The sequence below is a fragment of the Bacillus sp. FSL K6-1284 genome, from assembly GCF_038002625.1.
Lineage (GTDB): Bacteria > Bacillota > Bacilli > Bacillales > Bacillaceae > Bacillus > Bacillus paralicheniformis.
The window spans coordinates 2,939,505-2,963,028 of sequence record NZ_JBBOCW010000001.1 but is presented as its reverse complement, the minus strand read 5'-3'; the positions used below and the strand labels follow the sequence as shown (position 1 = coordinate 2,963,028).

Here is a 23,524-nt window from a genome sequence, read left to right as displayed (position 1 = left end):
AATATGGGAGAGAAGAAGGGGACAAGGGTTGTCCTCATTCTTGTATATTCAAGTCTATACCTCACATACAAGTGATGAGGAACCAACTAGAAGGAGTGAAGGAACATGGCACAAGAGAAAGTATTTCCTATGACAGAAACGGGAAAGAAAAAACTGGAAGAAGAACTTGAGTATTTGAAAACGGTTAAACGTAAAGAAGTTGTTGAACGTATTAAAGTGGCAAGAAGCTTCGGAGACCTCTCCGAAAACTCCGAATACGATTCAGCAAAAGAAGAACAAGCTTTTGTAGAAGGGCGCATCACAACCCTTGACAATATGATCCGCAACGCAAAGATCATCGAAGACGATGGTGCAAACTCAGATATCGTCGGCCTCGGAAAAACCGTTACATTTACGGAGCTTCCTGACGGTGAAGAAGAATCTTATACCATTGTGGGCAGCGCGGAAGCCGACCCGTTTGAAGGAAAAATCTCGAACGATTCCCCAATCGCGAAAAGCCTTCTCGGCAAACAGGTCGGGGACGAAGTGACCGTTCAAACACCGGGCGGCGAAATGCTTGTAAAGATTGTGAAAATTTCATAAAATTTGTTTAGCAAACGATGACCTCGTCCACAATGTGGATGAGGTGTTTTTATTATGAAATGGCAAAAGCGCATGAAGTGGGTGTCGATTATCATTTCGGCTGCCCTGTTATTTCTGCTGATCAGGCTCGCTGGAATTCAACTGTTTTTTACCGAATCCTTTTCTAAACGGAATGTGAACTTAATCCAGGAAAGCGTCAAACAGCGCACTGAGGAAGTTCGGATTTCAGACGGGAGAGGATCTTTTTTAGATCGGAACGGCGAACTTTTGTCCGTCAGCCAAAAACCGGCCATCGTCTTATTTCCTTTTTTAAAACATCAGCCATGGCCGGCCGAAGAAGCAGCCGAAATTTTAAACATGACAAAAGATGAGCTCGAGAATAAGCTTGAGCATGCGAAAAAACCTGTGATTCTTACAAAACATGAAGGAGCGTCCATTTCAAAGACGGCTCTCGAAAAAATCAATAAACTGAAATATCCCGGCGTTTACGGCGTATACATAGAAGAAACAGAAAAGAACAGGCTGGCTTCGCATACGCTCGGTATGACCAATCAAGACCCGGACCTTCTCCGACGAAAATATCCCGATAAAGAGGGCCTCTCCATCAGCACGAAAATCGGCACCTTCGGCATGGAGCGGACATTTGATGAATTCCTGCTGCCTGAACAAGATACAAAACTGTTGTATCATGTGGACGGATTGGGAAACCCTTTGTTCGGTATGGACGTCAAATATACGGCAGATGCAAATCCGTTTTACCCGCTGCAAGTCAAAACAACGATCGACAAAAAGGTTCAGCGGGCAATGGAAGATGTACTGGCTGAGCATCAGCTTGATAAAGGCGGAGCGGTTCTGATTGACATCGAGACGAACGGCGTGGCGGCGATTGCGAGCAAGCCCGATCTCAACATGGCATCGCAAAAAACAAGGCAAAACTATATGCTGACACCGGTATATCCCGGCTCGGTTTTTAAAACCGTGATTGCCGCGGCAGCGATCGAAAATGGCTTGGACCATCCGTCAAAAACCTTTAACTGCAATTTGAACCTGTACGGTGAGGCCGGAGAAGACAAAGGGAAGCTCAGCTTGGAAGACAGTTTTGCGGAAAGCTGCAACTACACGTTTACAAAACTTGCTGGGCAGCTCGTTGAAAAAAACAGCTCCGTGATCGAAGATACCGCCGCAAAGCTTGGGCTGACCGGACGGGTCGGCTGGGAAGGGAAGCTGTATCATGAAGATGAGTTCAGACAGTTTCATCATGAAACTGCCGGATCAATCTGGGGGGATGAAAAGGACAAAAAAGTCAAAAAAGCTGTAGCCCAGACCGCCATCGGCCAAAAAAATGTGAAGCTGACCCCGTTGGAAATCGCCAACATGATGGCGACCATTGCAAGAGGCGGAGAGAAAAAACAAGTCAAGATCGCAGACCAGATCGAATATAAAAACGGCACATTGATGACGGCTTTTAAAGATCACAAGCTCCCCGGAGAGAAAATCGATCAGTATACCGCGCAAAAGCTGCAGAAACTGCTCAGAAAAGTCGTCACGTCTGAAAAGGGGACAGGCCGGCGCTTCAGAGATCTTCCGTACGAAGTAGCGGGCAAATCGGGCACAGCTCAGACAGGCCGGACGGCAGATGACAAAAAATCGCTCTATCATAAATGGTTCGCAGGTTATTTTCCGGCGGACAAACCGAAATATGCGCTCGTCGTCGTCCATATGGATACGCCGGATAGCAAGGCTGCGACAAATGCCGTATTTTATGATATTGTTAAAAAAGTATATGAAATTGAAAAGAACCAGACATAGAAGAATGCCTCAGGTGATGATAAAATAGAAAGCGAGGCAAGAGGGAAAAAGGAGTGCAATGAACTTGAGCGAAACAAGGGAATCTCGTTTTGAAAATCGTGATAAGCGCAGGAAAGCGAATCTTGTGCTTAACATTTTAATAGGCATCGTATTGGTATTAATCGTTGTCGTCGCCAGCAGTCTGATGATGAACAGCCCGAAGGAGCAGGCGCAGCAAGATGCTTCGAAAAACGATTCTGAACAGACGACAGAAGCACCTGCTTCCGACAATAAGAAACAAACGTCTGACGAAGATGTAAAAGATGAGGACAAAGGAAAAAGCGATTCTGCCGACAAAGAAGACAGCGATTCCGACTCGGACAAGGATAAAGACTCTGCTTCAGACGAGGACAAATCAACATCAGATGATCCGTTTGAAGGAGCCGAAGTAAAAGAAGGCGGTTCAAGCGCCAATGTTGAAAAAACGATCATCAATCCTGACTGGAAGCCTGTCGGCACACAACAGAGCGGACAGCATACCGCAACATATGATTCGTCTTCACAAGACTGGAAAGAAATGCTTGAAGCCATTTCATATGCGACAGGGGTTTCCCAGGATAACATGACGTTGATCTGGCTCGGAAACAACGGCAGCCCGCAAGATGCGAAAGGAACCATTCAGGCGAAGGACACCGGCGTCAAATATCAGGTAGCCATTACTTGGGTTGACGGGAAAGGCTGGAAGCCGACAAAAGTTGAACAGTTGAAGTAAAGAAAAAAGCGTCCGGTTTTAACAACCGGGCGCTTTTTTTATGATTCGGCTTTAAAATGCACGACTGCGCTGTAGTGGATCCGTCCGTCAATGACCGCCGTCTGATGGGAAACCGAATGGACCCTCAGCAAAAGCGCCTGGTTGTTTTCAATCTGCTGACTGATCTTTTTTTCAAGCTCCTCTAAGCTCAGCGCCTCAAAAAACTCAATTTTATCTTTGATCAGATCGAGCCCGAAGTTCATAAACCAATCCTCCATTCGTTTCAAGTCATTTTTTATTAAAGCAAAGAAGCGTCCGGGTGACAAGGGAAATATAACCAAGCCTTTTTTGTACCCAAAACGAATGACTTGTGGTAGGATAAGAACTAATCAACCAAATAAATCATACTATACTTATAGGAATTGTAAAAATAGATGGAGAGTGACGATAAAATGGGAAGAGAGTTCATTCCTTTATTTGAGAACTGGGCAAATTCTTATGATGATACAGTAGTTGGCCGCGATCTTCAGTACAAAGAAGTGTTTCGCAACTACGACGGCATTCTGGATGATGTCGTCAGCCGCTCCGGGCATAAAGTTCTTGAATTCGGCGTCGGCACTGGCAATTTGACTGCAAAATTGCTGGCAGCCGGAAAGGGAGTCACAGGTGTAGAACCTTCAAAAGCAATGAGGGAAATTGCCGAGGCAAAGCTAGCGGAGACTGCAGTGATCGTTGACGGAGACTTTCTCGACTTTCCGGAACCGCCGTTTTCTCCCGACACGATTGTCAGTTCCTATGCGTTTCACCACCTGACAAACGAAGAGAAACGGGAGGCTGTGAAGCGATATGGAAAAATGCTCGGAAAGCATGGTAAAATAGTGTTTGCTGATACCGTCTTCAAGGATCGGGAAGCCTTCTCTGCCGCTGTTAAAAAAGCGAAGGAAAAAGGGTTCCTGCAATTGGCGGAAGACCTTGAAACGGAACATTATCCGACGCTTTCGGAAATGGAAATGATCTTTACCTCAGAACAATTCAGTATCGCCTTTCAAAAGCATAATGATTTTGTCTGGGTAATGGAAGCGGCAAAATTGTAATTTGAAGGGAAGTTTTAAGATATGAAAATCGCAGTTATCGGAGCAATGGAAGAAGAAGTCACGATTTTGCGAAGCAAGCTCGAACAGACGAACCAAGAAGTCATCGCAAACTGTGAATTTACCAGCGGATTTTATGAAGGAAAAGAAGTCGTACTTTTAAAGTCCGGCATCGGCAAAGTCAATGCAGCCATGAGCACGACGATTCTGCTCGACCGCTTTAAACCGGACGTTGTCATCAACACCGGATCAGCCGGCGGCTTCCATCATTCGCTCAATGTCGGAGACATCGTCATCTCGACCGAAGTCCGCCATCATGATGTCGATGTCACGGCATTTGATTATGAATATGGACAGGTTCCGAATCTGCCGGCCGCATACAAGGCCGACAGTACATTGATCCAAGCGGCGGAAGCCGAAGCGTCTGAACTGGGACACATTCAGGTTGTCAAAGGAACGATTGCAACAGGCGACTCCTTTATGAGCGATCCTGACCGCGTGGCATTCATCCGCGGCAAGTTTGCAGATCTTTACGCGGTTGAAATGGAAGCGGCTGCTGTCGCACAGGTTTCCTATCAATTTAATACGCCGTTCGTTGTCATCAGGGCGCTTTCAGACATCGCCGGAAAAGAGTCTGAAATTTCATTTGACCAATTTTTGGAGCAGGCTGCCAAGCATTCGACAGATCTTGTGCTCCGCATGATCAAAAGAATCAATTAAAAACAGGGGGGAGCCCCCCTCTGTTTTGCACCTCTTGAAGGAGGAAGGAACATGAATGTGATCAAGGACATCACCCAATTGATCGGTAAAACGCCGCTTCTGCAGATTTTGAATTTTCATATCCCCAGCGGTGTTAACATATATGCAAAGCTTGAAATGATGAATCCGGGAGGCAGCATTAAAGACCGGCTCGGAGAAGTGATGATTGCTGAAGCCGTCGATTCGGGAAAGCTGAAACCCGGTGGAACGGTTATTGAGGCGACAGCAGGCAATACGGGAATCGGCCTTGCCCTCGCCGCCAGAAAGCACAGGATTAGACCCGTTTTTTGCGTGCCCGAGCATTTCAGCATGGAAAAACAGTCGATCATGAAAGCGCTCGGCGCTCGAATTGTTCATACCCCCAGAAGTGCCGGAATGAAGGGTGCGATTGAAAAGGCACGTGAACTTGAGAAGGAGATTCCTGATTCTTATTGCATTTTGCAGTTTAAAAACCCAGTAAATCCATTGGCTTACTATAAAACGATCGCCCCGGAAATATGGGATGATCTTGACGGCCGGATTGACGTCTTCGTCGCCGGTGCGGGATCAGGCGGGACATTTGCGGGAACCGCCAAGTTTCTAAAAGAAAAAAATCCGTCCATTAAAACGGTTATTGTTGAACCTGAAGGCTCGATTTTAAACGGAGGAGAACCGCACGGACATAAAACCGAAGGAATCGGAATGGAATTCATTCCGGAATATATGGACGAAAGCCATTTCGATGAGATTTACACCGTGCTTGACGAAGAGGCGTTCCGGCTTGTAAAAGAAGCCGCTGAAAAGGAAGGGCTTCTGATCGGAAGCTCATCAGGCGCCGCGTTGTTTGCCGCGTTGAAAGAAGCCGAAAAAGCGAAAGCCGGCACAAACATTGTGACAATTTTCCCCGACAGCAGCGACCGCTATTTAAGTAAAAAAATTTACGAAGGAGGAATATAAGATGAAGCCAAAAACGAAAATGATCCACGGCGGCATTACAGGAGACGAAAAAACAGGAGCGGTATCGGTTCCTATTTACCAAGTCAGCACGTACAAACAGCCGCGCGCTGGACAGCATACAGGATACGAATATTCCCGGACGGGAAATCCGACAAGAACGGCGCTCGAATCCTTGATCGCGGATGTTGAAGGCGGTAAAGCAGGCTACGCGTTCGGCTCTGGGATGGCAGCGATCACAGCGGTCATGATGCTTTTTAAAAGCGGCGATCACATCGTGTTGACAGATGATGTATACGGCGGCACATACCGCGTGATGACAAAGGTGATGAATCGCATCGGCATTGAAGCGACCTTCAGTGATACGAGCAGCATTGAAGACATCGAAAAAGCGATCAAGCCGAATACAAAAGCGATTTATGTTGAGACGCCGACAAATCCTTTATTGAAAATCACGGACATCAAGAAAGCCGCTGAAACAGCGAAAAAGCACGGCCTGTTGCTGATTGTCGACAACACCTTCTACACACCGTATTTTCAAAACCCAATCTCGTTGGGAGCCGATATCGTCCTTCACAGCGCGACGAAGTACTTGGGCGGACACAGCGATGTCGTCGGCGGACTGGTTGTGACAACCTCGAAGGAACTCGCAGAAGAGATCCATTTCATTCAAAATTCTACAGGCGGGATTCTCGGGCCTCAGGATTCCTGGCTCTTAATGAGGGGGATGAAAACCCTTGGCTTGAGAATGGAAGCGCATGAGCAAAATGCCAGGAAAATCGCAGCTTTTTTAGATGATCATCCGGCCGTCAAAAAGGTTTATTATCCAGGGCTGCCGTCCCATCCGGGACATGAGCTTGCCAAGCGGCAAAGCACGGGCTTCGGCGGCATGATCTCGTTTGATATCGGAAAAGAAGAGAACGTGGACATTGTCCTTGGCCGTCTGAAATGGTTTACGATTGCCGAAAGCCTTGGCGCGGTTGAAAGCCTGATTTCAGTGCCGGCGCGGATGACTCACGCTTCGATCCCACGTGAACGCCGGCTGGAGCTTGGCATTACAGACGGATTGATCCGCATTTCCGCCGGGGTAGAAGATATTGACGATCTGTTAGAAGACTTGCAGCAAGCGCTGGCCCTGATTTCTTAAAATGGCTGAATTTACATGTCTGGTCATCTGTCAATCTATGTTATCCTGAATCATATCCATTATGAAACAAAAGCAGGTGATCATGACATGCAGAAGAAAAAAGTCAAATCGCTGATGGAAGACTATAAGCAGTTTGCTTTTACGCTTCTCAGCGTAAGCGCATTTTTATATATCGGATCGGTCATTCCCGGACAAGGTTTGGAAACCGGCCAAAAGATGACAATGATGCTCGCGACATGCGGCTTTTTGGGAGGAGCCTTCTATTGTGTGAAGCGCTCGCTTAAATATAAAAGACAATTAGATGAGATGGAAGAATCGTAAGCGGAGAGACTCAGAGAGGGGCTCTCCGCTTTTTTTGTTTGATCAATCCGTCCATTTATTAAAAAAACGGTTTACAAACAGGAATTTGATGGATATACTTACAAAGTAAACAAAAAGCAAAGGAGGTTGATGAACATGAAACCAGCACTGACTACATACATTAGACTTTGTGAACGCCAATATCATGATTCATCAAACCTGTGGGAGAGATTGTGCACTTCCTTAACCGATGCTTTTTCAGCACAGCTGGTCCGTTAGGAAGTTAGGCATAATCATACGCTGCTCCTCCCGCAAGATAAAGACTCGATTCGTTTTTATCTGGCGGTTTTTGTTTGCGCCCGCAGGTTTGTCAGATAATCTGCGGGCTGTTTTTGTTTTTAGCGAACTTGAAAGGAGGTGAGCGATGTGACAATAAATCTATTCTTCTTAACACTAACCATTCAGAGACGATTTAAAAGTCCGGAAGAGTACGAGCGAGAATACGAAATCGAACAAATGTACAACGAAATGAAAGACCTGCAGCTGAAATATCTTTACATGAACAGCCAGCGCTAGCTTAAAGCGCGAAAAAAAATAAAGGAGGAGATCAAGATGATGCATAGAAGGGAACTGTTGGCACATTACACTCGGGAGAAGGACCAGGTTTAGCCGGGGCTGAAACGAGTTCCGCATCTCCGCTTTTCTGCATAATATGAAGCAAGCAATTCAATGAATGCGGGTGAAAAGCATGCAGAAAAACGGCAGAATGCCTTTTATCGGCCACGGGTATACATCAATGCCTCATTCTTTCAAGCACGGATACGGTAATCCGTACCGGCGCCAAAGAATGGAGATGGCGCGCCAATTCGGGTATTGGCCGCATTATTGGTATTATTGAGAAAGAGCAGAAAACGTTTGTTTTCTGCTCTTTTTCATGTGGACAAACTGAATGGCAAAATAAAAAGGGGGGATTTAAAGCCCCCCTCCTGTTCATTTAGCAGACGTAACAAGCGCCGATGATAATTAACAGAATGAATAGAACCACAACAAGCGCGAATCCGCCTCCATAGCCGTATCCGCCGCCGTATCCACCGCCGTATCCGCCAGGGTAGCCACCCCAGCCGCCGCAGCATCCGCCGCCGTAACCAAAGCCCATAAATAGCACCACCTTTTAGTGAAAATTCCATATATACTATGCATGGGTTTGAGTTGTGGAAAGGGCGGATAGACCAATTCATTAAAAAAACAGTTTTCTTAAAGCGAAACATTTTCAAAGCTGAAGCCGTCTAGTTATGGAATGTAACAAAAGAATGCAGTTATTTTTGCTAATGCTTTTAATATTCGGTTTATTGACCGATATGAGTGGTGAAAGGCCCGTTTGAACGATTTGCAACCTGAAAAACCGGGCTAATTAGATATTAAAGCAGGTGTTATAACGTGTTTGAACAATGGCTTGGAAAACAATTGCGGAGCCCGAGAGGCATTTTGTCGAAATGGGTCGCGTCATATATGGAAAACGGAAATCATGATATAAACGAATGGACCATCAATTTAATGGATGTCTGTCCGCATGAGCGCATCCTTGAAATCGGAACGGGAAGCGGAGCGGCGCTTTATCAGATCGCGGAGATGCTTGAAAGCGGCAAAGCCTGCGGCATAGACGCTTCAAAAAGCATGGTCAAGCAAGGGATGCGGCGAATCCGTCATATGAAAGAAGAAGGAAAAGCCGAATTGAAGCTCGGCCATGCCGAAAACATTCCTTATCCGGACCGTTCTTTTCATAAAGTATATTCAGTCCACACCCTTTATTTTTGGACGGATTTCAAACAAGCATTAAAAGAAATTTACCGTGTTTTACAGGTTGACGGCACGCTGTTTCTCGCCGTCCATCTGGAAGGGCAAATGAAAAAATCGAAAAAAACAAAAGGCTTTTCCTTATACTCAGAAGAGCAAATCAAGCAACTGCTTGAAGAAAGCCATTTCAGAGACATCACGGTACATATGAACGAAAATGACTGCTGCATTTCTGCGGTAAAATCGTGAGCTTTGTACGATCATCCCTTTCATACGAGAGGGATTTTTTATGTTTGATAGAGTTGAAACCAGATCTTAAATATCATATTTTTGATTTTTAAAGAAAAGTATTCCAATAACATAGCAAACATGGTTTAATATCAAAGTGAACGTTTTTACTATATTTTCCGGAGGTATTTATGAACAAAAGGATCGTGAAAAGTTCAATTGCTTTCTTTCTCCTTGTTGCATTGATTTTTGGCCAGCTGCCTCTACCGAAGACTATGGCGGCCGAAGACAGCGTTCCGATTAACGAAACCACACTGACCGGCGCGTCCCCAGTTGAAGCGTCATTTCAAAGCGATGATGAGGTGCATTGGTATAAAATCAATCCTTCAAATCAGGAAATCGCAAACCACACGCATTTCCGCGTTAAACTGAAATCAGATGCAGAGCTGAACATTTCCGTTTACTCCAGCCTGGAAAACGCAGCTGATCACCAAACGTTTGACAGATACAACGGCTACTCCTATGAAAATAATCCCGCTTTAATCGATTTTCCGATTGCCTGGAAAGGTCCTTACTACATAAAAGTAGAAAATCACCATGATGAGGAAAACGAAACCACTTCAATTACAGATATTTCTTACACCATCAGCTATGAAGGCGTCACCCTGCCTCCGGCAAACCAGGAGGCGGAAGAAGAGTGTCCTGCAGAATTAAGCGTCTCCGAAAGGGAAACCGGCAAGGGCATATTAAAACAGTTAAGAACGATCAGGGATGAAGTTCTTTCAAAAACTGAAAAAGGAAAAGAGCTGTCTTCCCTTTACTATAAAGCAGCTCCATTCATCAGCGCAAAAATGCTCTTTAACAAATCGATGAGAGACAGTGTCTACAAAGACTTGGTGCAGCTGAAGCCGCTGTTTTCCGATGTCGCAAAAAACGGAAAAGAGAGCGCATACACCATTACGAATGATGATCAAAAAGCGATCAGCCGTCTGTACGAAACATCGCGCGAGTCCGTTCCCGAGTCGCTGAAAAAACAGCTGGATCAAGTGGCAAAAGACATCGGCATCGAACAATTAACAGGCAGCAAAGTATCGGCTGTGCTGGAGAAAGCGGGGATGGCGACAGCTACATCAAGCGCCCCTGAAAAACGCTATATTGTAAAATTGAAAGACGGCAAAAAACTGGGTTCTTTCAAATCTAAAGCCCAATCTTCCGGCGTCAAGGCATTAGAACCACTTGGTAAAAGTAAAACGAAATTTAAAGATATGTACGTTGTGGAAATGAAGGAAAGCCGTTCAGCCGGATTCAAAGCGGCGGCAAAGCAATATCAGACGGCAGCAGCCAAGATTGCCAAGATGCCTGAAGTGGAATTCGTCGAACAGGTTCAGCAATATGAAGCACTGTCAGCGGACACCCAGTATCCATATCAATGGTCGCTCAAAAATAACGGCAAAAACCGTGCTGCGAATGCAGACATACAATTTGAACAGCTTCAAAAACTGATGAAAGGCAAAAAGCTGAGAGATACAGTAATCGCCGTTGTCGATACGGGTGTTGATCATACGCTTGCCGATTTAAGCGGCAGCGTCAAAAAAGACGAAGGCTATAACTATATCAGCCGCACCGCGGACGCGATGGATGACAATGGCCACGGCACACACGTGTCAGGCATCATCGCAGCTGCGCAAGACAACCATTTTTCAATGGCGGGAATCAATGCCTATGCCAAAATCCTGCCTGTCAAAGTGCTGGATTCTTCAGGAAGCGGAGATACGGAACAGATTGCCAACGGCATCATCTATGCTGCCGACCACGGTGCAAAAGTCATTAATTTAAGCCTTGGCGGACCATACAGCAGGGTGATGGAATATGCGCTCAAATACGCGGCGTCCAAAAATGTGACGATCGTTGCCGCCACCGGCAATGACGGAGTGTCGGAGATTTCGTACCCGGCATCTTCGAAATATACGCTTTCAGTCGGGGCGACCAATAACCTCGATCTCGTCTCGGACTATTCCAATTATGGAAAAGGTCTCGATATGGTGGCGCCGGGAACCGATATTCCAAGCCTCGTTCCGGACGGAAATGTCACTTTTATGAGCGGAACATCCATGGCGGCGCCGCATGTTGCAGCTGCAGCAGGACTTCTTTTGTCACAGAATCCATCTTTGAAACCAAAGCAAGTCGCAAAGCTATTGACCGAGACGACAGCAGATGTGGTATTTGAAGAACAGGATAATCCCAACCCGGACTATGATCTGGATTTAGAACCGGCTGCTCAAATCCCTGGTTATGATTTCGTTTCCGGGTGGGGGAGGCTGAATGTTTATCACGCAGCCAGCGTTTTTGAGCTGAACATGAAGGTTCATCCCGTTTTAAACCGCCATACGGCAGTGACAGGCACAGCCAAAAGCGGTGTGGCGGTCAAAATCTTGCGAGGGAAGCAAGTATTGGGCACGGGAACAGCCGGAAAATCAGGCGCGTTTTCAGTGAAAATTCCGGCCCAGAAGGCGGGGCAAGTTCTTCATATCGCGGCATCGGGTTATCAGGCGGAAGCCTCGCTCAGAACCGTCGTGGAAAAAGCGCCGAAAAACCCTTCCGTCAAACGCATCACGAACAAAGATACTGCCGTAACGGGGAAAACGGCAGCCGGCTACACGATCAAAGTGAAAAACGCGTCCAAAAAAGTGATCGCGCAAGGCAAAGCGGATGCATCCGGAGCGTTTAAAGTGAACATCAATAAGCAAAAAGAATATGCCGTTTTGTATGTCTCCGCATCTGCTGATGACTACAGAGAAAGCGGCGATGTTAAAATGACGGTTGCTGATGTTATCCCGCCAGGCGCCCCGAAAGTTTATCCGGTTTCCGATAAAAGTACGGTGATTCAGGGAAAAACAGAAGCAAACGCGCAAGTCAGCGCAAAAGTAAAAGGAAAGACGATCGCTTCCGGTAAAGCGAACGGAAAAGGTGAATACAAGCTGAAAATCAGCAGGCAAAAAGCCGGAACGGTCATCAGTGTAACAGCAAAGGATAAAGCCGGGAATGTCAGCAAAGCGAAAGCCGTCACTGTGCTTGACAAAACTCCCCCGCCCGCGCCAAAAGTGAATACGGTAACAAACAAGAGCACGGCCGTTAAGGGGAAAGCAGAGGCAAACGCCGCCATCACCGTCAAAGCAGGAAAGAAAACGCTTGGAACCGGCAAGGCCGATAAAAAAGGCGCGTTTTCCGTTAAAATAAAAAAACAAAAGGCAAACACTGTTTTAGCGGTCACTGCAAAAGATAAAGCCGGCAATACGAGCAAAGCGAGCATATTAAAAGTCAAACAAGCAAAATAATCCGATGGCAGAGGGAACTGATGACATATCAGTTCCTCTTTTTTAATCGAAATTAATATATAAGAATACTATTAAACAGCCGCACTGCCTCCATTCGATTTATGAATTTCAACTCATGTCAACAGTTGGGTCTATTCTCCCTTTTTTTGTTTTCTTTTAAAAAATTTTATATTAAAAAAGGAATTTTCGAGTGTTCTGTCAAAAAGTGAATGTATTGGAAAAGCGGAATGAACGTTCATTCCGCTGGCTTGGAGGGCAAAATCAATGGAATCGGAAAGCAAATATCAGAAGATTATCGAGGCTTCGCTCGTCCTTTTCGCAGACCGTGGCTTTGACGCCGCAACCATTCCGATGATTGCCGAGAAGGCAAACGTCGGTGCAGGCACCATCTACCGCTACTTTGACAGCAAGGAAGACCTTGTGAACGTCTTGTTCCAAGACAGTGTGAAGAGATTTAAAGAAAAGATTGAGGAGGACTATCCTGAAGATTCAGCAGGGATAAAAAAACAATTTCAGCATATTTTCCGCTGCCTTTTCGAGTTTTCTCAGGAAAATGTCCATGCGCTTTATTTTTTGGAAATTGACAAAACCTCTCATTACCTGACAGAGAAAAGCCGTGAAGTCTTAAACGAACTGCTGGATTTCGTCTATTTATTTTTTGAAAAAGGGAAAGCGGCCGGCGTGATTCGCCCCTTGCCTTCTCACATCTTGTCGGCTGTGATATTCGGGGCGTTCGTTCATATTCAGAAATTGGTAAGGGCCGGGGAAATCGAAGATCCTACCGGACTGATCAAAGAGATTGAAGAATGTTCCTGGCATGCTGTCAAACATCATGGATGAAAAGCTTTTTTCAAAACAGAAAGGATGATTTTCATGAACACGTTAAATGGAATTCCAATCCCTAAAACTTACGGACCGCTCGGCAACCTGCCTTTGCTTGACAAAAACAAGGTCTCCCAGTCTCTTTGGAAAATCGCGGATGAGATGGGGCCTATCTTTCAATTTAAGTTTGCGGATGCGATTGGGGTATTTGTGTCCAGCCATGAACTGGTTAAAGAAGTCTCTGACGAATCCCGGTTTGACAAAAACATGGGGAAGGGGCTATTGAAAGTTCGCGAGTTCAGCGGAGACGGGCTGTTTACGAGCTGGACGAAGGAACCCAATTGGCGGAAAGCCCACAATATCCTTCTGCCGAGCTTCAGCCAAAAAGCGATGAAGGGATACCATCCCATGATGCAGGACATCGCCGTCCAGCTCATCCAAAAATGGTCCCGTCTCAATCCGGATGAAAGTATTGACGTACCGGATGATATGACGCGGCTGACGCTGGATACGATCGGCTTATGCGGATTTAACTACCGATTTAACAGCTTCTACCGCGAAGGGCAGCATCCGTTTATCGAGAGCATGGTCCGGGGTTTGAGCGAAGCGATGAGACAGACGAAGCGCTTTCCGCTGCAGGATAAGCTGATGGTCCAAACGAAGCGTCAGTTTGACAGCGATGTTGAGTCGATGTTTTCTCTTGTTGACCGGATCATCGCTGACCGGAAGCAGGCCGGCGGCGAAAGCGGAAATGACCTTTTATCGCTTATGCTTCATGCGAAAGACCCTGAGACCGGCGAAAAACTGGATGATGAGAATATCCGCTATCAAATCATTACGTTTTTGATCGCCGGGCACGAGACGACGAGCGGTTTATTATCGTTTGCGATCTATCTGCTCCTGAAGCATCCGGATAAGCTTAAGAAAGCGTATGAAGAAGCGGACCGCGTGCTGACCGATCCCGTTCCTTCCTACAAACAGGTTCAGCAGCTGAAATACATTCGAATGATTTTGAATGAATCGATAAGGCTTTGGCCGACGGCGCCGGCTTTTTCTCTTTACGCAAAAGACGAAACAGTTATCGGGGGAAAATACTTGATTCCGAAAGGCCAGAGCGTCACAGTGCTCATCCCAAAGCTGCACAGGGATCAAAGCGTCTGGGGAGAAGATGCCGAGGCGTTCCGGCCTGAACGGTTCGAGCAGATGGACAGCATTCCGGCGCACGCATACAAACCGTTTGGCAACGGCCAAAGGGCATGCATCGGCATGCAGTTTGCCCTTCACGAAGCGACGCTTGTGCTCGGCATGATTCTTCAGTACTTTGATCTTGAAGATCATGCAAACTATCAATTGAAGATCAAAGAATCGCTGACATTAAAACCGGATGGCTTCACAATCAGGGTAAGGCCGAGGAAAAAAGAAGCAATGATGGTGACGCCGGGTGCTCAACCTGAAGAGAACATGCGGCAGGAAGAAAAGCCTTCCGCACCGGCTGCGGAAAATACGCACGGAACCCCTCTCCTTGTGCTCTACGGTTCAAATCTCGGCACAGCCGAAGAGGTTGCAAAGGAGCTTGCTGAAGAAGCGCGTGAGCAAGGATATCGAAGCCGGATGGCGGAGCTTGATCAATATTCAGGCGACCTCCCGGCAGAAGGGGCTGTTATTATTGTGACGGCTTCCTATAACGGAAACCCGCCCGATTGCGCAAGGGAATTTGTCCATTGGCTTGAGCATGATCAGACAGGCGATTTGCACGGTGTCAAATATGCGGTATTCGGATGCGGTAACCGGAGCTGGGCCAGCACCTACCAGCGGATTCCGCGCCTGATTGACAGCGCATTGGAAAAAAGAGGCGCCCAAAGGCTGCACAAGCTTGGAGAAGGGGACGCAGGCGATGATTTTGAAGGACAGTTTGAGTCATGGAAAAACGATCTGTGGCCGCTTTTAAGAACCGAATTTTCATTGTCCGAACCCGAGCCGAATCAAACAGAAACAGACAGACAAGCCATATCTGTCGAGTTTGTAAGCGCACCTGCGGCTTCGCCGCTGGCTAAAGCTTATCAAGTGTTTACAGCGAAAATATCGGCAAATCGGGAACTGCAGTGTGAAGAGAGCGGGAGAAGCACGAGGCATATTGAAATATCGCTTCCTGAAGGTACCGCATATCAGGAGGGAGACCATCTCGGGGTGCTTCCGCAAAACAGCGAGGTGCTGATTGAACGCGTTTTTCAGCGGTTTGGGCTGAACGGAAATGAACAAATTATGATCAGCGGCCGGAGTCAAGCATCACATTTGCCTTTGGAGCGGCCCGTTCATGTCAAGGATCTTTTTCAACATTGTGTCGAGCTGCAGGAACCGGCTGCAAGGGCCCAGATTCGCGAGTTGGCGGCACATACTGTATGTCCGCCTCATCAGCGCGAGCTTGAAGACCTGCTGAAAGATGACGTCTATAAGAATCAAGTGTTGAAAAAACGGCTGACAATGCTTGACCTGCTTGAGCAATACCCGGCCTGTGAACTGCCGTTCGCCCGCTTTCTGGCGCTTCTGCCTCCGCTAAAACCGAGGTATTACTCGATTTCCAGTTCGCCGCAGCTTAACCCTCGGCAAACAAGCATCACCGTCTCTGTCGTAAGCGGCCCGGCATTGAGCGGCCGCGGGCAATATAAGGGGGTTGCATCGAACTATCTCGCAGGCCTTGAGCCGAAAGATGCGATTTCTTGTTTCATCAGGGAGCCCCAGTCAGGCTTCAGGCTTCCTGAAGATCCTGAAACACCGATGATCATGGTCGGACCGGGCACCGGAATCGCACCTTACCGCGGATTTCTTCAGGCGCGCCGTCTCCAGCGCGAAACCGGGATAAAGCTCGGTGAAGCGCATTTGTACTTCGGCTGCCGCCGTCCGAATGAAGATTTTCTGTATCGAGACGAATTGGAGCAAGCGGAAAAGGACGGAATCGTCCATTTGCATACAGCGTTTTCCAGGCTTGAAGGCCGTCCGAAAACATATGTGCAAGATTTGCTCAGAGAGGATGCAGACATGCTGATTCACTTGTTGAACGAAGGCGGCCGCCTGTATGTGTGCGGAGACGGAAGCCACATGGCTCCCGCTGTTGAACAAGCTTTGTGCGAGGCATATCGGATTGTACAGGGAGCGAGCCAGGAAGAGTCGCAAAGCTGGCTGTCCGCACTTTTGGAAGAAGGGCGCTATGTAAAGGATGTGTGGGACGGCGGCGTTTCTCAACATAACGTGAATGCGGACAGCATCGCAAGTACGTAAAACAAAAAGAGGCATTCTGAACCGATCAGGATGCCTCTTTTTTAGAGTTTGTGATTTTTTCATTGATATGGATGTAAAGGTTTGATCCCAAGAACAAAACGAGCAAAATATACACCCATTTTGCCGGCGTTTCCCGGCCCTCGAAAAAAGGCAGAGCGGCAATGTATGTTTGCCCTTTTATGATGGCAAATGCCAATAATGCCACAGAGGTGACGAGAGCGAGCCCTTGTAAAATGAGCGTTTTTGCACTTCGTTTTTTCAAATCGTTCCATACGTACATCAGCACGAAAACCAGGGAGGCCACTGAGATGATATCATTCGCTGTGCCGTTGATCTTGAGTCCTGCCCGGAGAAAAAGATTCAAACCTACAGATGCCAAAAATCCGTAAAATCCGATTGTTTTAAGCAAGATGATTCCCCCTCAAACCATTATAGAGGGAGATAAAGGAAAAGCCAACATGACAGGCTGCATTTATTCATTCTAAAAACGGCTGATCTTCAGGAGGAATCGTCATGCTGGCTTTGGTTTAAATATCGGCATGCGGTGAAGAAAGTTTAGCTTTTATTTCGGATCTGTGTATCGTCTTGCCGCCTGTTCCTTTTGGCTTCGGCAAAGAAAATTGCCGGATAAGCGGCCAAAAGCAGCAAGGTAATGAAGGCGACGATTCCCGGCCATTTAAAATGAGTCCAGAAGAAGCCTCCGAAAGACCCTGCTAAGCTTGAGCCGAGATAATAGCTCAGCAAATAAAGAGAGGAAGCTTGAACGCGCTGTTCGCCGGCCGTCTGCCCAACCCATGAGCTTGCGATCGAATGCGACCCGAAAAATCCGAATGTAAAGACAGCGATTCCGGCGATTTTCAGAGAAAGCTGAGGCAGAAGCGTAAGCAATGCGCCTCCCGCGATAATGGCAATCCCGATTTTCAGCATCAGCGGGCTGCCAAAACGGTCGGCTTTCTTTCCCATATAAACGGAACTGATTGCCCCTGCCAAATAAACGATAAAGATGAACCCGATGACAGTTTGAGAGAGTCTGTACGGAGGTCCCATCAATTGAAATCCGATATAATTGAACAGCGTAACAAAGCTTCCCATTAATAGAAATCCGAGTGAAATAATCGACAGCAGCCGTTTGTTCATCAAGACGGCAGAGTAGGCGAGGCTCGCCTTTTTCATGCTCGTTTTTCGCTTAGCGGAGTGCTGTGGCCGGGGCAGCAAAATCCAAAACAAATAGCTTAATAGCACTGATAATCCCCCGATGATTCCAAGCGCTGCACGCCAGCTGAACAAGTCTGTCAAAAGGCCGGTCAAAAGCCTTCCGCTCATTCCTCCAAGGCTTGTGCCGCTAATGTATAACCCCATCATTTTCCCGAGCCCTCGCGGATCAAATTCCTCTCCGACATAAGTCATGGCGATCGCGGGTACGCCTGCAAGGAAAAAGCCAAGCAGCCCTCTCATCACCAAGAGCGCCGCGAAGTTCGGACTAAAGGCGGTCAAGAGGCCGAGCACAGATGTTGCAAACAGGGATATTGCCATAATCGTCTTCCGGCCGAATCCGTCAGATAAAGCTGCTGCCGTAAGCAGTGCAAAAGCCAATATACCTGTTGAAATGGATAAAGTTAAGCTTGCAGCTGCCGCCGATATGCCGAATTCCTCCGCAAACAGAGGCATGAGCGGCTGTGTGGTGTAAAGCGTGGCAAATGTCACAAAACCGCTGATGAATAAGGCGATGCTTGCTTTTTGATAATCTTTCGTATGCGGCTGTATGTAAGTCATGGTAGCTCCTCTTTTCCAGAATGACAATCTATGTTTCATGGTACGCTTTCATTTGTGATGTGTCTAATTTATAATATCTATCAACATCATGCATTCTAGTTATGAAGGAGCGGATGAGCATTGGAACTCTATCAAATTGACCATTTTATTGCCGTGAGCAGGCATAAACATTTTACAAAAGCCGCCATGGAACAAAGGATTTCCCAGCCGGCTTTGAGCAGGTCGATCAAAAAGCTTGAAGAAGAATTGGGCGTCCCGCTGTTTATTCGAAAAACAAAATCGATCCGCCTAACAAAGTACGGCGAGCAGTTCCTCATCAAAGCGAAACAGGCCCGCCTTGCTCTTGACGAAGGCGTCCAGCAAATCAGGGAAAGCGTCAATCCGAATGCCGGGGAAATCTCGGTATCTTTTTTGCATACGCTTGGTTCACGCCTGATGCCGCAGCTGATTGCCGGTTTTAAAAAGAAATACCCGAATGTTGCGTTCCGTCTGTATCAGGCCGCAAATGAACATCTTCAGCATATGGTGGAGACGGGCGAGGCTGATATATGTCTCAGCTCACCACCCCTTCCAAACGAACTTCTTGAATGGACGGTGCTGGATACTGAACCGCTTTACCTGGTGCTTCCCGCCGACCACCCGCTCGCAGATCGGAAAGAAGTCGCGATCAGATCCATTGCCCATGAGGACTTTGTCGGTTTTAAGCCGGGTTATGGTCTTCGATATGTGTTTGATCAAATGTGCCGGGAACTGTCCATCAGCCCGAAGCTTGCGTTTGAAGGGGAAGAAGTGTCGACGATTTTGGGCCTTGTGTCAGCAGGGCTCGGTGCGGCGATCCTGCCGAAAACGGCGGAACACATCCATTCTCCGGTGGCATTTTGCCGAGTGTCAGACTACCGTTCTGAGAGGACGATCGGTCTCGCCGTTTTGAAAGACTATTATTTATCGCCGGCGGCACGCAACTTTAAAGAATTTGTCATCGAATACTATCGACGGAATGAGCGGCCTGATCAGCCGTAAATCAAATAAAGACTTCTCATGGTGACAATTATCCTTTATATTGATAATGATAATTATTATCAATTGGAGGGTTGAACATGACGAAAAAGCAGTATTCTTATATATTGACCGTTTTACTCGCATTTTCTGTTTTTCTTTCAGGCTGTCAAAGCGGCCAAAAACAGACGGCATCAAAGAACGAAGCGAAAACAAGAGTGGTGAAAACAATCAACGGAAATGTCACTGTACCGGCCAATCCGAAGCGCGTCGTTACGATAGGATATGCAGGGACAATGCTTGCATTCGGAATCAAGCCGCTTGGAGAAACAGGGAAATATCTTGAAAGTCCCTATATTAAAGATCATATTTCAGAAATAAAGAATATCGGGGGAAAAGACGGTTTTTCAGTATCTGTGGAAAAGATTCTTAAGCTTAAACCCGATTTGATCGTATCGATGACAAACGATAAAAAAGAATATGAAAAGCTCTCAAAAATCGCTCCGACTGTCGTTTATCCGTTCGGCACGTTTAAAGATGCACGCGATGAAATGAAAACGTTTGGCACGCTGCTCGGCAAGGAAAAGGAGGCCCGGGAGTGGACGAAAATGTTTAATCAAAAAATGAAAGCCGCCCGCGCGAAAATCAAAGATGCATCTGTACAAGGCGAAACGTTCTCTTTAATCGGCGCATATGCAAAATCTGTGTATGTCTACGGGGCCTACGGGTATCGGGGCGGAGAGGCGATCTATACGCAGCTGGGACTGACGCCGCCTGAATCTGTTAAAAAGGATGCCATTGATACAGCTGACGGATATAAAGCCATATCTTTCGAAGTTCTGCCGAAATATGCCGGAGACTACATATTTGTCGATGAATCATACAACGGAAAGCTTGATCAGGACAATCCGGTTTGGAAGTCGCTTGACGCGGTGAAAAAAGGCAAGGTCTTTTTCCTCGATCCGGACAGGTTCTGGCCGTATGATCCAAACGCTGTTCAGGCGCAGGCCGAAGAAATCGCGGACATGATTTCCAAGAAAGCGAAAAACGAATAGAAAAGCGGGGAGCCGAAAAGAATGATCCGGCTTCCCGCTTTTTCATTTTTCATAATGCTGAAATTGAATATCCAGTGTCCGGAGGTACGTTTGCAGGCCCGCATCTTGGATGGGGATGATATAGGCCGCTTCACCTGACTCATTATGGTGGGAATGCCATAATCCCGGCGGTGTAATGAAGGCTTTTCCGGTTACCCAGTCAATCCGTTTCGGATCGATGATTTCCTTTGTGTCCGGATCGATTTTGCTTCCGACTAATGTGTACGTGCCTGGTGCGGCATAGGCGACAAAATCGAGAGCCACCGACTTGTGGCTGTGGGGCGCTTGATTGGAGCCGGGAGGCACGATGCCGAACATCGCCCACAATACATGGGTGATCGTCAGCGTTTGATCGAATATATCATTGTTTAAAAGAACGGAAATACGGTTTCGGAAACGGGCGTCAGGAGCGGCGGCCGCTTCAGCCAATTTTGCTTTTGCCTGTTCAGCGGTGTAGATGGTTGGTTGAAAGCGGGATTCCGACGGCTTTACGCCCAAATAATGCAGGAGAGGTGAATCGGTGATGTAATAAATGGCTGCATCTTCTGCTGCGGTATGCTGGCTGCTTGAACCGGCAGGCAAAGTCAAAAAATCGCCTTTCTGCCAGTGAATCGTATCTTCGCCCGCTTCGGTACGCCCTGCGCCGCTGACAATGTAATATAGTTCGCTTGTCGCGCAGGGGGCGGTGTGAATCGTGTCGCCCGAACGAATCTTGATGAAGTGGGCGAGAAGGGAAGGGCTTGAAGCGGGATATTCCGTCTTCAGTTCTTCTGAGATGTCCAGCGGGATGATCCGCGTTTCACCTGTTTCATACAATTCAGGTCCGAACTCTTTCACAGGAATCGGACTGATTATTCCGCTTCCAATCGGGTCAGAGGCAGTGGTATACTCGAAAAAACGGGCATGTTTCGTCAAATGCTCGGCTCGGGTTTCAAATTGAGAATGCATTGAAAAACCTCCTGTTATTTTTTGATAATTCAATCATATCTCATTTGGAAGATGATAGTAAACCATTACATTGATAGAAACAGATACGGAAAAGAGGGATTGGATTGGGAAAAGGATTGAACGGCAGAAGAATTGCCATCGGAGCATCGCGAAAAACGGATGAAATGAGCACATTAATCAAAAAGCAAGGCGGGGTTCCCGTCGTACGTTCCCTTCAGGGTACCGTGTTTTTGGCCGAAAAAGAAGTAGGTCCTGATTTGCGAGCCTTTGTTGAAACGGGAGCCGACTGGGTGATTTTTACGACAGGAATCGGGACGGAGACGCTTGTCAACCTAGCTGATAAACTGGGGATCGGTGAGCGCTATTTACAAGCGATCCGCGGGGCGAAGGCGGCATCGAGAGGCTACAAAACAATCGCCGCATTAAAAAAGCTCGGCATTACGCCGGTTGCGGCGGATGAAGACGGCACCACCAAAGGACTGATCGACTCGCTTCAATCCCACGATTTTTCCGGGAAACGGGTGATGGTCCAGCTTCACGGCGAAAACGCACCGTCACTGCTTCAGTTTTTGGAAGAGAAAGGTGCAGCTGTTTTTCCGCTTCTGCCGTATCGCCATGTTGCACCGGACCGGGAAACCGTCGCTTTATTGTGCAGCGAGGTCATCAACCGTGAAGTGGATGCGGTTTGCTTTACAACAGCCGTCCAAGTCCGCTCGCTTTTTCATTTTGCGAAAGAAAACGGCTATGCGGAGAAAATTGTCCAATCTTTTCAAGACAGCGTGTTGGCAGCCGCTGTCGGAAAAGTGACGGCAGAAGCTTTAAGAGAAGAAGGAGTTGAACGCCTGCTCGCTCCCGGCCTCGAACGAATGGGAGCGATGATTGTGGAGCTGGCTCGGTTTTATGAAACGGAAGAGGAAATCAAAACACAGTAAGTGCGAAGGAAATCAGCAGATTGGGGCGTGAGAGTCTCCTTGGGAGGCGCTGTCATGTATGCAGACCCAAAAGGAAAAAAGCCGCAGACACAGCTTGCCGTGCGGCTATCATTTTCTGGGCTGTGATACTTTTTGTGCATCATGCTTTTGAATATGTTGATCGTGAGCCGTTGATGTCAAATTTTTCTGTTTTGCTGGGTTTGAGTCTCACCGTGTTTTTTCTGACGGAAAGCCTGGTCAAACGGCTTGCAGCCGCAAAAACAAGAAAAACGCTTCGCCGATGAGCCGAAGCGTTTTTTGCTTTATAAAACAATTTGATCTGAAACGAATACCGCGCCGTCTTCATTAAAAATCCGGGCAGGCTTTGTTCCGATGACCCGAATGTCTGAAATGCTTGCGGCGATTCCCGTTTCTTCCGGCAAAGCGATGACGGGAGTGTCAAAAGCATGCCTATACCTTTTAATCAGCGGATCATGTTCAACCTTGTAGTGGCACCAAACCGCATAGTCTCCCAGAAGCTTTAATCCGTTAAAATCGCGCAATCCGCAAGCATTGCGGTCCATATAAGAGCAAGTCATGATGTTCTTTCCGAGAATGACGGCGCCTGCGCTTCCGCCGTAAATGACGCCGCCGCTTTCGGCATAGCGCTTTAAAACCTCGATAAAGTGTGATTCAATGAATTGTTTGAGCAGACGAAACGTATTTCCTCCGCCAATATATACGGCAGAAAATGCGTCTAAATCGTGCACGGTTTTGCCTTTGACATCCGTCCACATCACGATATTTTTAACGCCGAGCGGGTGAAAGAGCCGGCTGATCCAATCGAAGCCTTCATCATACCTGTCGGCGTCCATGGCAATCGGAATATACAACAAAGGCTTATGCGGGCAGAGGCTCCCGGCAAAATGCCGATCCAGCCGTTCAGTTTGGTGCGCATCTCCGCCCCCGGAAAGAAACCATTTTCCCATCCTGACC

General features: G+C 47.3%; 23 protein-coding genes. 17 read left to right on the top strand and 6 right to left on the bottom strand.

The genetic code is table 11. The features are described 5' to 3' along the window. The first annotated feature begins 105 nt into the window (after positions 1-105). Genes greA through MHB72_RS15155 form a run of 3 tightly spaced genes read left to right on the top strand, consistent with a single transcriptional unit; the run spans position 106 to position 3,142 of the window. Positions 106-582: a transcription elongation factor GreA gene (gene greA / locus MHB72_RS15165; RefSeq protein ID WP_020452389.1), complete on the top strand. Its 477-nt coding sequence runs from the start codon at positions 106-108 to the stop codon at positions 580-582. A 54-nt stretch (positions 583-636) separates the two neighbouring features. Further along, positions 637-2,391: a peptidoglycan D,D-transpeptidase FtsI family protein gene (locus tag MHB72_RS15160; RefSeq protein WP_340903201.1), complete on the top strand. Its 1,755-nt coding sequence runs from the start codon at positions 637-639 to the stop codon at positions 2,389-2,391. 58 nt (positions 2,392-2,449) lie between these two features. Then, positions 2,450-3,142, top strand: coding sequence for a YrrS family protein (locus MHB72_RS15155; RefSeq protein ID WP_020452387.1), 693 nt, complete (start codon positions 2,450-2,452; stop codon positions 3,140-3,142). Positions 3,143-3,180: 38 nt separating this feature from the next. Here the strand turns inward: MHB72_RS15155 and MHB72_RS15150 are convergent, their stop codons facing one another. Continuing rightward, positions 3,181-3,384, bottom strand: a complete 204-nt coding sequence (locus MHB72_RS15150) for a YrzA family protein (RefSeq protein ID WP_023855370.1) — start codon at positions 3,382-3,384, stop codon at positions 3,181-3,183. Positions 3,385-3,573: 189 nt separating this feature from the next. Between MHB72_RS15150 and MHB72_RS15145 the strand changes: the two genes are divergently transcribed. The 7 genes from MHB72_RS15145 to MHB72_RS15115 all read left to right on the top strand — a co-directional run bounded on the left by MHB72_RS15145 (position 3,574) and on the right by MHB72_RS15115 (position 8,249). After that, the gene (locus MHB72_RS15145; protein WP_103749536.1) at positions 3,574-4,215 is read left to right on the top strand and encodes a class I SAM-dependent DNA methyltransferase; all 642 of its coding nucleotides are present in this window, start codon (positions 3,574-3,576) and stop codon (positions 4,213-4,215) included. 21 nt (positions 4,216-4,236) lie between these two features. Next, entirely contained in the window at positions 4,237-4,932 is a 696-nt protein-coding gene (gene mtnN, locus MHB72_RS15140; protein WP_020452384.1) for a 5'-methylthioadenosine/S-adenosylhomocysteine nucleosidase, read from the top strand. 51 nt (positions 4,933-4,983) lie between these two features. After that, complete coding sequence (locus tag MHB72_RS15135; RefSeq protein ID WP_216919903.1) at positions 4,984-5,907, top strand: PLP-dependent cysteine synthase family protein; 924 nt, start codon at positions 4,984-4,986, stop codon at positions 5,905-5,907. Position 5,908: 1 nt separating this feature from the next. Beyond that, positions 5,909-7,051, top strand: coding sequence for a bifunctional cystathionine gamma-lyase/homocysteine desulfhydrase (locus MHB72_RS15130; RefSeq protein WP_216919904.1), 1,143 nt, complete (start codon positions 5,909-5,911; stop codon positions 7,049-7,051). A gap of 87 nt (positions 7,052-7,138) precedes the next feature. Then, positions 7,139-7,372 (top strand): YrhC family protein, encoded by a 234-nt coding sequence (locus MHB72_RS15125; RefSeq protein ID WP_011198155.1) that lies wholly within the window; start codon positions 7,139-7,141, stop codon positions 7,370-7,372. A gap of 405 nt (positions 7,373-7,777) precedes the next feature. After that, positions 7,778-7,927 (top strand): YrzI family small protein, encoded by a 150-nt coding sequence (locus MHB72_RS15120; protein WP_020452381.1) that lies wholly within the window; start codon positions 7,778-7,780, stop codon positions 7,925-7,927. 172 nt (positions 7,928-8,099) lie between these two features. Then, positions 8,100-8,249: a hypothetical protein gene (locus MHB72_RS15115; protein WP_164468297.1), complete on the top strand. Its 150-nt coding sequence runs from the start codon at positions 8,100-8,102 to the stop codon at positions 8,247-8,249. Between the two features lie 96 nt (positions 8,250-8,345). Here the strand turns inward: MHB72_RS15115 and MHB72_RS15110 are convergent, their stop codons facing one another. Continuing rightward, positions 8,346-8,507 carry a YjcZ family sporulation protein gene (locus MHB72_RS15110; protein ID WP_020452380.1) on the bottom strand — a complete coding sequence of 54 codons (162 nt, stop codon included), beginning with the start codon at positions 8,505-8,507 and terminating at the stop codon, positions 8,346-8,348. Between the two features lie 281 nt (positions 8,508-8,788). Here MHB72_RS15110 and MHB72_RS15105 point away from each other — a divergent pair, with 281 nt between their 5' ends. The 4 genes from MHB72_RS15105 to MHB72_RS15090 all read left to right on the top strand — a co-directional run bounded on the left by MHB72_RS15105 (position 8,789) and on the right by MHB72_RS15090 (position 16,806). Further along, positions 8,789-9,394, top strand: coding sequence for a class I SAM-dependent methyltransferase (locus MHB72_RS15105; RefSeq protein ID WP_025811068.1), 606 nt, complete (start codon positions 8,789-8,791; stop codon positions 9,392-9,394). A 170-nt stretch (positions 9,395-9,564) separates the two neighbouring features. Further along, positions 9,565-12,708, top strand: coding sequence for a S8 family peptidase (locus MHB72_RS15100; protein ID WP_216919906.1), 3,144 nt, complete (start codon positions 9,565-9,567; stop codon positions 12,706-12,708). A gap of 264 nt (positions 12,709-12,972) precedes the next feature. Continuing rightward, positions 12,973-13,548 (top strand): TetR/AcrR family transcriptional regulator, encoded by a 576-nt coding sequence (locus MHB72_RS15095; protein WP_216919908.1) that lies wholly within the window; start codon positions 12,973-12,975, stop codon positions 13,546-13,548. Between the two features lie 33 nt (positions 13,549-13,581). Next, positions 13,582-16,806: a bifunctional cytochrome P450/NADPH--P450 reductase gene (locus MHB72_RS15090; RefSeq protein ID WP_216919910.1), complete on the top strand. Its 3,225-nt coding sequence runs from the start codon at positions 13,582-13,584 to the stop codon at positions 16,804-16,806. Between the two features lie 25 nt (positions 16,807-16,831). On the opposite strand, the gene MHB72_RS15085 is transcribed toward MHB72_RS15090, so the two are convergent. After that, entirely contained in the window at positions 16,832-17,215 is a 384-nt protein-coding gene (locus MHB72_RS15085) for a YoqO family protein (protein ID WP_216919912.1), read from the bottom strand. A gap of 146 nt (positions 17,216-17,361) precedes the next feature. Further along, positions 17,362-18,579, bottom strand: a complete 1,218-nt coding sequence (locus MHB72_RS15080; protein ID WP_025811072.1) for an MFS transporter — start codon at positions 18,577-18,579, stop codon at positions 17,362-17,364. A gap of 120 nt (positions 18,580-18,699) precedes the next feature. On the opposite strand from MHB72_RS15080, the gene MHB72_RS15075 reads away from it, so the two are divergent. Then, positions 18,700-19,599 carry a LysR family transcriptional regulator gene (locus MHB72_RS15075; RefSeq protein ID WP_216919914.1) on the top strand — a complete coding sequence of 300 codons (900 nt, stop codon included), beginning with the start codon at positions 18,700-18,702 and terminating at the stop codon, positions 19,597-19,599. A gap of 77 nt (positions 19,600-19,676) precedes the next feature. Next, entirely contained in the window at positions 19,677-20,630 is a 954-nt protein-coding gene (locus tag MHB72_RS15070) for an iron-hydroxamate ABC transporter substrate-binding protein (protein WP_026579208.1), read from the top strand. 42 nt (positions 20,631-20,672) lie between these two features. Here MHB72_RS15070 and MHB72_RS15065 read toward each other — a convergent pair whose 3' ends face one another. Beyond that, complete coding sequence (locus MHB72_RS15065) at positions 20,673-21,617, bottom strand: cupin (protein WP_216919916.1); 945 nt, start codon at positions 21,615-21,617, stop codon at positions 20,673-20,675. 104 nt (positions 21,618-21,721) lie between these two features. On the opposite strand from MHB72_RS15065, the gene MHB72_RS15060 reads away from it, so the two are divergent. Further along, positions 21,722-22,549 (top strand): uroporphyrinogen-III synthase, encoded by an 828-nt coding sequence (locus MHB72_RS15060; RefSeq protein WP_026579209.1) that lies wholly within the window; start codon positions 21,722-21,724, stop codon positions 22,547-22,549. Positions 22,550-22,851: 302 nt separating this feature from the next. On the opposite strand, the gene MHB72_RS15055 is transcribed toward MHB72_RS15060, so the two are convergent. Next, the gene (locus tag MHB72_RS15055; RefSeq protein WP_216919918.1) at positions 22,852-23,517 is read right to left on the bottom strand and encodes a peptidase E; all 666 of its coding nucleotides are present in this window, start codon (positions 23,515-23,517) and stop codon (positions 22,852-22,854) included. Between the last annotated feature and the right edge of the window lie 7 nt (positions 23,518-23,524).

What these genes read in the sequence shown, in the direction of transcription:
- greA (WP_020452389.1), top strand. Translation starts at nt 106, where the DNA reads ATGGCACAAGAGAAAGTATTTCCTATGACAGAAACGGGAAAGAAAAAA.
- MHB72_RS15160 (WP_340903201.1), top strand. Translation starts at nt 637, where the DNA reads ATGAAATGGCAAAAGCGCATGAAGTGGGTGTCGATTATCATTTCGGCT.
- MHB72_RS15155 (WP_020452387.1), top strand. Translation starts at nt 2,450, where the DNA reads ATGAACTTGAGCGAAACAAGGGAATCTCGTTTTGAAAATCGTGATAAG.
- MHB72_RS15150 (WP_023855370.1), bottom strand. Translation starts at nt 3,384, where the DNA reads ATGAACTTCGGGCTCGATCTGATCAAAGATAAAATTGAGTTTTTTGAG.
- MHB72_RS15145 (WP_103749536.1), top strand. Translation starts at nt 3,574, where the DNA reads ATGGGAAGAGAGTTCATTCCTTTATTTGAGAACTGGGCAAATTCTTAT.
- mtnN (WP_020452384.1), top strand. Translation starts at nt 4,237, where the DNA reads ATGAAAATCGCAGTTATCGGAGCAATGGAAGAAGAAGTCACGATTTTG.
- MHB72_RS15135 (WP_216919903.1), top strand. Translation starts at nt 4,984, where the DNA reads ATGAATGTGATCAAGGACATCACCCAATTGATCGGTAAAACGCCGCTT.
- MHB72_RS15130 (WP_216919904.1), top strand. Translation starts at nt 5,909, where the DNA reads ATGAAGCCAAAAACGAAAATGATCCACGGCGGCATTACAGGAGACGAA.
- MHB72_RS15125 (WP_011198155.1), top strand. Translation starts at nt 7,139, where the DNA reads ATGCAGAAGAAAAAAGTCAAATCGCTGATGGAAGACTATAAGCAGTTT.
- MHB72_RS15115 (WP_164468297.1), top strand. Translation starts at nt 8,100, where the DNA reads ATGCAGAAAAACGGCAGAATGCCTTTTATCGGCCACGGGTATACATCA.
- MHB72_RS15110 (WP_020452380.1), bottom strand. Translation starts at nt 8,507, where the DNA reads ATGGGCTTTGGTTACGGCGGCGGATGCTGCGGCGGCTGGGGTGGCTAC.
- MHB72_RS15100 (WP_216919906.1), top strand. Translation starts at nt 9,565, where the DNA reads ATGAACAAAAGGATCGTGAAAAGTTCAATTGCTTTCTTTCTCCTTGTT.
- MHB72_RS15095 (WP_216919908.1), top strand. Translation starts at nt 12,973, where the DNA reads ATGGAATCGGAAAGCAAATATCAGAAGATTATCGAGGCTTCGCTCGTC.
- MHB72_RS15090 (WP_216919910.1), top strand. Translation starts at nt 13,582, where the DNA reads ATGAACACGTTAAATGGAATTCCAATCCCTAAAACTTACGGACCGCTC.
- MHB72_RS15080 (WP_025811072.1), bottom strand. Translation starts at nt 18,579, where the DNA reads ATGACTTACATACAGCCGCATACGAAAGATTATCAAAAAGCAAGCATC.
- MHB72_RS15070 (WP_026579208.1), top strand. Translation starts at nt 19,677, where the DNA reads ATGACGAAAAAGCAGTATTCTTATATATTGACCGTTTTACTCGCATTT.
- MHB72_RS15065 (WP_216919916.1), bottom strand. Translation starts at nt 21,617, where the DNA reads ATGCATTCTCAATTTGAAACCCGAGCCGAGCATTTGACGAAACATGCC.
- MHB72_RS15055 (WP_216919918.1), bottom strand. Translation starts at nt 23,517, where the DNA reads ATGGGAAAATGGTTTCTTTCCGGGGGCGGAGATGCGCACCAAACTGAA.